Here is a 9,998-nt window from a genome sequence, read left to right as displayed (position 1 = left end):
ACTAGGGCCTGTGTGATGTCGTGATCAATCTTGGGATCCGGATCCGCCGGTCAGGCGGATCCGGTAGGAAGACGATCGTGACGCGTAGCCAACTCACCGACGACCAGTGGAAGTTGATCGAGCCGTTCCTGCCGATAGGCGAGTACGGCCCGTACCCCGGACGGCTGCGGGAGCAGTTCGAAGGGGTGATCTGGCGGTTCCGCACCAGCAGTCAGTGGCGGGAGATGCCCGGCGAGTTCGGCCCGTGGCCGACGGTCTACGGTCGCTTCCGGGTGTGGAGGGACGCCGGTGTCTTCACCGCGCTGCTGGAAGGTGTGATCGCTGAGGCCGCTCGCCAGGGGAAGACGGACTTGTCCCTGGTCAGCGTGGACTCCACCACCGCCCGCGCCCATCACGACGCCGCCGGGATGCGCATCGGCAAGGAGGTCATGGACGCCCTGGAGGAAGCCGCCGCCGAGCAGGAGCGGGCCCGGCAAAAGGGGGCGGCCCGCCGGAACAGAACGGGCAGGACGGCAGTGACGACCCCGAACGGGAAGAGCGGTGGCGCGTCAGACGACGGCGCAAGCTCCGCTTGAAGCAAGCCCTGCTGGGCAGATCCCGTGGTGGGCTGACGAGCAAGATTCATCTCGCCGCCGACCGCAAGTGCCGTCCGCTATGCCTCGTGCTGACCGCAGGACAGGCCGCCGACAGCCCGCAGTTCGTGCCCGTGCTGCACAAGGTGCGGGTTCGTCTGCCTGTCGGCCGTCCCCGAACCCGGCCTGACGCTGTCGCCGCGGACAAGGCCTACTCGTCCCGCGCCAACCGCTCTTACCTGCGCAAACGCAACATCAAGGCAGTCATCCCGGAGAAGAAGGACCAAGCCGCCAACCGGAAGAAGAAAGGCAGCCGGGGCGGCCGGCCCACACGCCATGACGTCGATCTCTACAAGGAACGGAACACCGTCGAGCGCCTGATCAACAAGCTGAAGGCCTGGCGGGGAATCGCGACTCGATACGACAAGACGCCCGAGAGCTACCTCGCCGGCCTCCATCTCCGCGCCTCGATGATCTGGATCAACGACCTCCTGAAGCCAACTGGTTGATCACAACATCACACAGGCCCTAGGTGTATTGACCCGCAGGGTTGCACACGGGTGATGGGTGGCTGGCCTTCGAGTGCGGTGTGGCAGCGGTGGTGGTTGTAGGTGTGCAGGAAGTCTGCCAGGGCTGCGGTGCGTTCCGGTGTTGCTGGTCTAGGGCAGCAGGTAGGCCCGGTGACCGAACTGGACCACCCGGGCCACCAACCTCATCGCCCCCCTCGAACGGCTCCGCGTCGACCGTCAGCTCGAAGAGGCCCTCACCCACGGTGCCGACCCCTCCACTTCGCCCTCGTCTTCGGCATCGACGAGAAGACCGTCATCCGCTACGCGAACTCAGCACGTGCGCTTCCGGGAGAAGCTGCCAAGCAGGCATCGCAGTGAAACCCACTCGACCTGCTCAACCCACTGAAAAGATCATGGACAGATGCCGTCGACCGAACCAGCAGCCCGCGAACTCCAGGACCGCGCCGTTCTCTGGAGCATGGGCGAGATCCCCGCAACCGACGTCGTCACTGCTGCCTGTGATGCACTCGTTGCCGGCCTCGACGGTCCTGCCCTGCGGATCCTGGCCGCGTGCACACGTTCGGAGGCGGATTACGACGTCCCCGACCTGCTTCCCCCGGCACTCGACGAACTGGGCCTCACCTTCCACCCAGCAGGCAGCGTTGCCGGACACGAGGCCGCCGCGCGGGCACTTGCCGCCCGGATGCTGGCCGGTGAGCTGACACCACGCGAGCTGGCATCCCGGATCCACCAGCGTTTTGGGCACGAGCTGCCCTTGGTCGAACGACTCGCCAACCTTGACGACGAGTACGACATCCTCGAGTACGGCGACAGAACACTGGTACAGGTCGACGCCGATGTCACGGCCGAAGCTCTTCGGCTTGCACGGGTTCCACCGTTGTTCTGACCGACGCGCACCTGACCCGCGAGTTCCTGGCGCTCTTCATCCTGCTCCCCGCGCCGACGGGGATGGTCTGCATGGCGGGTCGCGGGTGTCTCCCGCGAGACCCTGCTCCCCGCGCTCGCGGGCACGACAGCTTCGCCCGCACCAGCCGGGTGTCCGCCAGCGCGGTGGCGTTCGTCGCTGCGGCAGTGCTGGTACCGCAGCGCTTTCCGCCGTCACCGTGGCGCTGCACCACAACACCCGTCTGTTCGCCGGCGCCGAGAGGGGCCGGGCGCCCGCAACGAGGATGGCAACGGGCGCTCCCGTCGTCCCCGCCGTGACGAGCCCCCTTTGTCGTCGTACTCCTCTGGCTGCTCCAACGAGTACGGATGTGCGTGCACCACGCTCGAGACTGTTCTCGTAGGGTCTGCCCGTGGCTTTGAGCACCCTAGGAGGAGGTCCTGTTGGAGGAGAGCGAGGCGAGGAGGCTCGCGGAGGAGTTCGGTCGCGGCCTGACCGAGCGGTGGGACGAATGGGCTTTTGAGCTGAGGCTGTGGGCGACCCCAGCCATCACGGGAATGGTCGGCTTCACCTGGCACCCCACCGCGAAGGACAAGGACGAGCGTCCGATCCGAGTCGGCGGAAACTGGCCCACCTCGTCGACCAGGCCACCGGCGCATGCCGACTCGTGCGGGGGCCAAGCGAGTTCGCGACACTCAGAGGCCGGTCGGCCGTTCGCGATGCTGACCGTGCCGCTGCTCCTCGAAAGCGCCCACCCCGGTAGCCCGCGAAAGACCGGCAGACTGTGTTCAACCCGTTCCGCTGCTGAGCCGAGGACGACACGTGGCACCGATCCTGTCAGCCATGCAGTCCCAGGCCGACGCGGCCGGTGACAACGACCGCCTGATCAGCGTCGACTCCGCCACCGCCCAGGCTCACCGACACACGACTGGCGCCCGCCGCCCGCAAAGAAAAAAGGGGGGCACCGGCCGACGAGCCGGACGACCCATGCTCTCGGACGTTCCCTCGGCGGGCTGGCGACCAAGGCGCGCCCCGCCGGCCAACGGCCAGGGATACTCGAGCAAGCGGTATTACTGAGCGCTTCGGATCATTGTCGGGGGTGGTGACGTGTGGTGATCCTGCGGTAGGCCGGTGGTCTGCGGTACGCGCCGGGTGGCGGCCTGACCGCGGAGGGGCGACGGCTTCGCGAACGGATCCGGTACGAGGTGGGCGAGCGGTTCGCTCGCGCCGAGAAGACCGCAGTGATCGCGAGGGATCTGCGGGTGAGTGAGCTTTCGGTGGAGCGCTGATGGCGGGCTCGGCGGGAGGGCGGGATGAATGCCCTCGCCTCCACGGGGCAGCCGAAACCGCCCAAGCTGTCCGATGGCCGGTTCGCCGAGCTTGAGATGGAGTTGGCACTGGAGCCGGCCGTGCATTGGCTGGGAGGACCAGCGCTGGACCTGGCCCGGATCAGGGAGCTGATCGCCAGGACGTTCCGGTTGGATGGCTCGTCGGCGGCGGTGTGGCGGCTGATACACCGGCACGGCTGGTCCTGGCGGTGTGCCGCCCGCCAGGCGCTGGAGCACGACGAGGGCGCGGTGGGCTTGTGAAAGAAGGACGCGTGGCCGCAGGTGGATGACTGCGGCGGCGCGGGGGCATTCACCGTCTTCGAGGACGAGGCCCGGGTTCTCGATGGCGCCACCATGCGCCCGCACCTGGGACCGGCGTGGGCACACGCCGATAGTGCGGGTGCGGCGCCGCTCCTGGCGCCGCTGGCCGATCCCGATGCAGTTGGCCGGGCCCGTGGCCGCAACGCTTCCACCGCGGCTCTCCTGGCTCCTGGTCCGTCAGGACCCGGAGCCGGTGGGCGTGGAGGCGCCGGACGGTGAGCGGGACACCGTGCCTTCAGGAAGCGCTGGGCGAGCAGTTCGACCAGTGCGCATGCCCTTTTCGGGACCAGCGGATCTCGGCTGTTGCCAGGTCCGCTCGTCTCTGGTGCGCAGCGTCTTGATCGGTGATTCTTTGCGCATGATGCTTCCGCCCGTGCATGAGAAGACCGAGTTGATCGAGGTCGTCCGCATCACCGACCCGATGAGGCACCTCAGCGCAGAGGACCTGGTGGGTGACGAGGTTGCGATCTGGGAGAAGGCTCAGGTCGGCGACGCCCTGACGTTGATCAGCTCTGTGCCGGACAGTGAGCTGCGCCGCTGTTTCATCCCGGGCTGGGGTATCCGTGCTCATAGCGCCAACGACCTGCTCTTCCAGATCGCCTTCTGCTTCCAGTGCCATGGCGCCCGACTGTGGGGTCCTGGCGTACCCAGCGAGTTGGGTGGCATCCACGGCTTTGCTCCGGACAGTCCTCCTGCCCTTGAGCTGCTTCAACGGTTCCACGGCTCCACGCCCGGTCGGCTCAGAAATCTCTTCCGACGCGGTTGAGGGGCGTTCACGCCCCATCGGCCAGGACATCATGAGGCGGCCGTCTTCAACACGCGAGGGAGGTAGACGTGGAGGTGCTCGACTTCGACGTCACGACCCTGTTCGCGAAGTGCTCGGGCAGGGAGTTCTGTAAGTCTGCTGGCCCTTTCTCGGACCAGCAACTGCACGGCGGTGGACGGAGGAGTCGCGGTGATGGTGTCGGTGGCCTCGCCCTTGTCACCGTCGGTGTCGACCGTGAACTTGACGAGCTTCTCCCCAGCTCAGCCCGATCAGATCCCGGGCAGCCCCGGGTCCTCGTCAATGGCCCGCAGCAGCCGTCGAGCCGCATCGGCGACCTCGGGCTGCACAGAGCCGGCCAAGCCCTCGATCACCCGCCGCCCGGCGAGAACCGCCGCCCGCGCGGCGACTTCCCATCCCGGCTGCTCCTGGAAGTTCTTTCGCTTCGGCCCGTCGGCCGCGACTGCTGACGAGTGCCACGTCTGAGTGCGGTAGATCTTCTCCAGCAACTCCAGCAGCTCCGGCTTGCACGGCACAAAGGGAGCCTCGGCCAGTTCCAGTAGGAAGGGGACGGTCGGCGCCGTTGCCTCGCCAACGACGAATCCCAGGGCGCAGATGCAGTCACCAAGGTCGTCGATGGCGAGCCGGGCGGCGTCTTCCCCGCCCCACGCGATTCGGGAGAGCAGCGGGGGGATGTCCCGGGCGGGGGCCTGCGCACCTCGCAGGTCCCCCCAGCGCACTCCAGGCACGCCCTTCAACACGCTTCCCATGACCACCCCCCTATCAACCGATGTCGAAGTACATGTCTGTGATATCCAATCGGGACGTTACCTGCTGGCAAGAAGCGCACCCTGGCAGAAGGCCCCTGTTGCGGGCGTGGTTGAAGGGCTTGTGCACCACTGTCGGGGAACGCCCCGGCCCGGGCCTTCACGGGCTCGCCGCTCATCCCTCATGAAGGTCTGCGGCTGAGCACCCGACAGCACGAAACCGCAGCGGGGCCCGGCCGCGTCATGGCGTGCCGTCGTCTGTGAGAATGCCGGGTCAGGCGCTGTCGACATCGTCAGCCGTGCCCGGGACCGTGGGGCCGTATTCCTCAGGGAGCGCCGCGTTGACGATTTCCACTGCCTGGCGGGGCGATTCCACCGTGGCGATCCTCTCCATGGTTTCCGGCCACATCACCGCGTACCCCCCGGACAACAGCGGCCGAATGCACGGGGCGTCCCGTGTGAACGGATATCCGGTGGTCCGGCTCAAGAGCAGGTCGTAATGGCTGAGGTAGGGGAACAGCCCTGCAAGTTTCGGGAAACGAAGGGTCTCCTCGGCGTGATCACTCCTGAGAAGAAGCGACCACTTGGCCTCGACCTCTCTACCCTCCTCGTACGCCTCGGACAGTTCGCCGATCTCCATGAACGGGAACCTGGCAGCGAGGACCCGCAGCCGCACACCAGACGCCCAGAGCGAGGCCGCGGCAATCACCTCGTCCAGGTCCTCCCGCTTACCTCCGGCGAGTTCCACACCGCGCGACCAGATCCGGAGCAAGAACACCCTGCGGGCCCCGCCGAGGCAAATCTGCAGCTCTTCCCCGGCGGCCGGGATCGTGGCGTACAACTGCCGCTGCCTGCCCTGAGGAGCGCACGACGGGCGCTCGCGCCGCACGCGCGCCGGTCGAGCACGGCTTCGCCCACCTCAAGAACTGGCGGTTCCTCACCAAGCTCCGCACCGATCTCGCCCGCGCGACCGGCCTGCTGCGCGCCCTGTTCGTCCTGACGAACCTCGAAGGAGCCCGCTGACAGATGATCTACACCCGAGACATCCGCCCAACACCGGCATGACCACCCCGAACAACCCTCACGCCACCACCCTGACCAGCTACTTCAAGAGGGCGCAGCTTCACTGAAGCTCGCAGCCACGGAGCTCACGGAGTCCAGTAGCTTTCCGAAGCTCGATCGCCGGTTACCGGAAAGTCATATTCGGCGCGGTACGGCTCCGTCCTGCCAACGGTAGAGGTCGCGCAGCAGGGAAATCTCGGCGCCGTGATGGATCAGCTCCCTGTTGACGTGCAGGACGATGCCCTCCATGGGAAACCGCTCGGGACCCACCGTGGGCGGATTCTCCAGGTCAGCGTCCGAGAGCTCGCGGACCCCCGCGTTCCATCTCCCATACATCTCATCGAGCTGTTTCAGCGCCTCGTCAGCGGTCCCCGCGTAGGCGAATGTCTCGGAGTCGACGTCCTGGCCGCCGAAGTGCCATCCGACCCGATAGCCCAGGCAGGAGACGATGATGTGCGCCAGCCGCCAGGCAATCGTGGTCACCGGCGCCGGCACCGGGACAGGGGACGCGAAGTCCATCGTCCATTCCCCCGAACCTGCCGACATCGGTGCGGCCGACGTGCCACGTGGGCGGATGCTCCAGCAGCCGCGCACCGGCTCCCAGAAGTACTCCTCATCGGCAAGACCGTGCAGCCGCGGCCGCAGGTTCTTGTGCCAGTGCCGGTCCAGCTGGTCCGCGAGCCGCTCGCTTCTTGTCATTTCCGCACACTACATACAACAAAAACCTGGCTGCGACCCTCGCGGACGCCGTCGCCGGCCGTGGGCCGCGAGAGCCTACCGCACCGGGAGATGACGCTGGGGGCTGATGTGCCCTTCGGCCCACGCCGCCGCGAGCGGCTGTCTGACATTAACAACCCGGCTGGCTGGGTTGGGTTCAATGACCCAAATGTGACGGCCTCGACCGATGACGTGACGGATGATCAAGGCCGCAGACTGCCACCCGGGACAAGAATCTCCAGGTCGTCGATCTGTCCAGGGGAGTGACCACCCCAGGCAACGCATCCGTCCTCTTCCTCCACAACCCGGCTGACATCGACCGTGCGTTCACCCTCTCCGTCCACTGGGCCGGACTGCCGCACGGCACCCGGCTGTTCGTCGTCTTCGAGGAGGACGAGAGCGGCCAGGGCCCCCGGCCGGGAGTGGGCGGCAGCACCTACATCGTCCGCCCCACACCCCACCAGGTCGGCGAAGACGGCTGCATCCGGGAGGCCGACGAGACTGACAAGAGGGCATGACGTGAAGCTCGTGCCGATGGCGCAGTCTCGGTTCGGCACGTTCGAGGCGCCATACGTCCGCGTTCCTGAGCGGCAGGCGCCGGGCCAGGAGTTGATGTGCTCTCAGCCAGAGACCGGGGCGGTCCTGGACGGCGTGCCACTGAGCCACTGCCAGGGCGAGTTCGCCTTGGGCGGTACAGCCGGATCCGGTGCCAAGGGCCCACTTACAGGGTCGTGGGCATCGAGCTACGCCCCGTCCGCGTCCCGTCCCGTTTCCGCGGACCCACTGCCCTGGGTGGTCGATCCCACCTCCCCCAAGTGGACGGCGAAACACAGCTGGCACCCAAAAAGCGGAGCGCGAGCCGGGTCGTGAGCAGCGGAGCAAGGATGACCAGCGCCGACGCTGCGATCCGCAACCAGGTGACATCCATGCTCGCCACCAGACACGCCGTTCATGGACCCCACGGCGAGGTTCTGAGCCTGCTTTCAGACCGTCAGGCGTCGAGCGCGTCGATCAGGGCCTTGGTCACGTCCTCCGTGGTCGGCGTTGAGGTCGGAGGCCACGACGACCGAGAGGTCCTCGGGGTGCAGGACGAACTTCGCGGACATCGCGTCCACCAGGACGCTCTCGGTCTCCACGTCCGGGTAGTCGGCGGCGACGCGCTTGAAGACGTCGTCCCACAGGACCATGCCGTACTGCTGGGCTTGCGCCACAGTGAACCGGGCGGCACGTCAGGGGTCCACGACCAAAAATCGATGCCCCGTATAGGCCAGGCCTATCGGTACCGGCACAGCGGACAGGCTCCGTGCTCAACTCGTCGCCAGTGGTCTTGGCGCCACCGGCCCGGGTGACGTCCGCGTCGGCTCGGCCCCGCCCACAACGGCTCGACGACGCCGAGAAACCTCTGCTCGGACAGGGTGATGCGCCACCTCCGAGGACCACCGGGCGGCGAACACGTCACGTCACCATGCGGACCGACGCTTCCCCTCGGTCAACCGCCCGACTCGGACGCCGCGACGCCCGCCGGACCGGGACGGAGCATGGCCTTGTAGAGGGCCTCATGCTCGGGTGAGGCGGGCAGCGGGCCGCGGGCCGGGGCCTCGAAGGACTGGATCAGCAGGGCGACGACGCGTCGCCAGGCGTCGGGTGCGGCGCCACCGGTGGCGTTGACGACGCCGGCGTTGGCCATGTGCACCAGCACGAGGTCCGAAGGGTCGAAGTCCTCGCGCAGGCGGCCGGTTGCCTTGGCGCGGCCGATGAGCTCGACCATGCCCTCGTACGCTTCGTTGCGACGGTGCTCCAGGGCCTTGGCAGCGGGGAACGTCGTGGTCAGCACGTCGGCGAAGCCGTAGTCGGCGGCCTGCATCGCGCAGGCGGTCTCGACGTAGCCGACGAAGCCGTGCCAAGGGTCGGGATCGTCGAGGGTGGCGGTGACCGCGTCGGCGTAGGCGGTCATGCGGTCGATGAAGACGGCGTCGACCAACTCCGCCTTGCTGGGGAAGCGCCGGAACATGGTGGCGATCCCCACCCCTGCCTGGCGGGCCACGGACGCCATGGAGGCATTGAGGCCGTCCCGTGCGAAGACCGTGCGCGCGGCGGCGATGATCCGTTCCCGGTTGCGCTCGGCGTCACTGCGCAAGGGTTGAGCGGCAGGGGCGTCGGGATGCTGGTCGCCAGGAGTCATACGGCCAGTCTAGCAATCGGATTGCCCTATCCAGTTTTGGTGGTACGGTTGGACACAGCGAAGCGGAATCCCCTATCCGGATATTGAATTGGATAGGCCTTTCCGGATACTCCCGCCACCTCGTCCGCCCTACGAAAAGGATCACTGTGTCCAGCATCGCCATCATCGGCGCCGGCCCTCAGCTCGGCCTGGCCATCGCTCGCACCTTCGGCTCCCAGGGTTTCGACGTCGCCCTGATCTCCCGCAACCGCGAGAAGCTCGACACCCTCGTGGGCAAACTCGCCGCGGAGGGCATCGACGCCACCGCCTTCCCCGCGGACGTCCTCGACCGTGACACCCTCAGCAAGGCACTCCAGGACGCCGCCGCGAAGCTCGGCGGCATCGACGTCCTGGAGTACTCCCCGGTCGGGACGCTCGGCACCACCGTTCTGACCACTCCCGCCGAGACCGAGCCGGCTCATGTCCAGCATGAGATCGAGTTCCAGCTCTACGGCGCCATCACCGCCACCCGGGCAGTGCTGCCCGCGATGCGGCAGGCCGGCTCGGGCACCCTGCTCTACACCACCGGCGCCGGCTCCATCGACCCCGTGCCACAGGTCGGCAACGTCAACGCCGCCGCCGCGGCGCTCCGCAACTGGGTGATCAACCTGCACAAGGAGCTGGCCGGCACCGGGATCCAGGCCGCCCACGTCGGCATCGACGTCTCGATCGGCACCCCGGCCGTTCCCGGTTTCCCGACGGCCCAGCCCGAGGAGATCTCCCCCGTCTACTGGGATCTGCACACCACCAAGCGCGACCAGGCCGAACTCGTCTTCAGCCTCTAGAGCAGCCGGCCCCGCCCTGCTTCGTCGAAGCCGGAGCGCGCCGTCGCGG

The 9,998-nt window shown here is 67.5% G+C and carries 9 protein-coding genes and 3 pseudogenes; 6 read left to right on the top strand and 6 right to left on the bottom strand.

The window, feature by feature from the left end:
- Window positions 1–77 precede the first annotated feature (77 nt).
- Window positions 78–1,081: pseudogene (locus ACPT94_RS40965) on the top strand (IS5 family transposase).
- Between the two features lie 19 nt (window positions 1,082–1,100).
- Here the strand turns inward: ACPT94_RS40965 and ACPT94_RS40960 are convergent.
- Window positions 1,101–1,221 (bottom strand): annotated as a pseudogene (locus ACPT94_RS40960) (IS481 family transposase); the annotation flags it as partial.
- Window positions 1,222–1,502: 281 nt separating this feature from the next.
- On the opposite strand from ACPT94_RS40960, the gene ACPT94_RS40955 reads away from it, so the two are divergent.
- The 3 genes and pseudogenes from ACPT94_RS40955 (at window position 1,503) to ACPT94_RS40945 (ending at window position 4,400) form a co-directional block, all read left to right on the top strand.
- Window positions 1,503–1,988: a hypothetical protein gene (locus tag ACPT94_RS40955; protein ID WP_360349657.1), complete on the top strand. Its 486-nt coding sequence runs from the start codon at window positions 1,503–1,505 to the stop codon at window positions 1,986–1,988.
- Between the two features lie 1,133 nt (window positions 1,989–3,121).
- A pseudogene (locus ACPT94_RS40950) lies at window positions 3,122–3,746 on the top strand (winged helix-turn-helix domain-containing protein); the annotation flags it as partial.
- A gap of 261 nt (window positions 3,747–4,007) precedes the next feature.
- Window positions 4,008–4,400 (top strand): hypothetical protein, encoded by a 393-nt coding sequence (locus ACPT94_RS40945; protein ID WP_360349651.1) that lies wholly within the window; start codon window positions 4,008–4,010, stop codon window positions 4,398–4,400.
- A 269-nt stretch (window positions 4,401–4,669) separates the two neighbouring features.
- On the opposite strand, the gene ACPT94_RS40940 is transcribed toward ACPT94_RS40945, so the two are convergent.
- The 3 genes from ACPT94_RS40940 to ACPT94_RS40930 form a co-directional block, all read right to left on the bottom strand.
- Complete coding sequence (locus ACPT94_RS40940) at window positions 4,670–5,167, bottom strand: hypothetical protein (protein ID WP_360349648.1); 498 nt, start codon at window positions 5,165–5,167, stop codon at window positions 4,670–4,672.
- 271 nt (window positions 5,168–5,438) lie between these two features.
- Window positions 5,439–6,005 carry a DUF6193 family natural product biosynthesis protein gene (locus ACPT94_RS40935; protein WP_360349645.1) on the bottom strand — a complete coding sequence of 189 codons (567 nt, stop codon included), beginning with the start codon at window positions 6,003–6,005 and terminating at the stop codon, window positions 5,439–5,441.
- 356 nt (window positions 6,006–6,361) lie between these two features.
- Window positions 6,362–6,925, bottom strand: coding sequence for a DinB family protein (locus ACPT94_RS40930; RefSeq protein WP_360349642.1), 564 nt, complete (start codon window positions 6,923–6,925; stop codon window positions 6,362–6,364).
- Between the two features lie 281 nt (window positions 6,926–7,206).
- Here ACPT94_RS40930 and ACPT94_RS40925 point away from each other — a divergent pair, with 281 nt between their 5' ends.
- Window positions 7,207–7,461 carry a hypothetical protein gene (locus tag ACPT94_RS40925; protein WP_360349639.1) on the top strand — a complete coding sequence of 85 codons (255 nt, stop codon included), beginning with the start codon at window positions 7,207–7,209 and terminating at the stop codon, window positions 7,459–7,461.
- Window positions 7,462–7,926: 465 nt separating this feature from the next.
- Here the strand turns inward: ACPT94_RS40925 and ACPT94_RS40920 are convergent, their stop codons facing one another.
- Both ACPT94_RS40920 and ACPT94_RS40915 read right to left on the bottom strand, forming a co-directional pair.
- Window positions 7,927–8,154 (bottom strand): hypothetical protein, encoded by a 228-nt coding sequence (locus ACPT94_RS40920; RefSeq protein ID WP_425248066.1) that lies wholly within the window; start codon window positions 8,152–8,154, stop codon window positions 7,927–7,929.
- A 278-nt stretch (window positions 8,155–8,432) separates the two neighbouring features.
- On the bottom strand, window positions 8,433–9,125 hold the full coding sequence (locus ACPT94_RS40915; RefSeq protein WP_360349633.1) for a TetR/AcrR family transcriptional regulator: 693 nt from the start codon (window positions 9,123–9,125) through the stop codon (window positions 8,433–8,435).
- Between the two features lie 146 nt (window positions 9,126–9,271).
- On the opposite strand from ACPT94_RS40915, the gene ACPT94_RS40910 reads away from it, so the two are divergent.
- Window positions 9,272–9,949: an SDR family NAD(P)-dependent oxidoreductase gene (locus ACPT94_RS40910; RefSeq protein WP_360349630.1), complete on the top strand. Its 678-nt coding sequence runs from the start codon at window positions 9,272–9,274 to the stop codon at window positions 9,947–9,949.
- Window positions 9,950–9,998: the final 49 nt, after the last annotated feature.

The sequence above is a fragment of the Streptomyces aurantiaciflavus genome, assembly GCF_049808595.1.
Taxonomy (GTDB): Bacteria; Actinomycetota; Actinomycetes; order Streptomycetales; family Streptomycetaceae; genus Streptomyces.
This window is presented reverse-complemented; position numbering and strand designations above follow the sequence as displayed.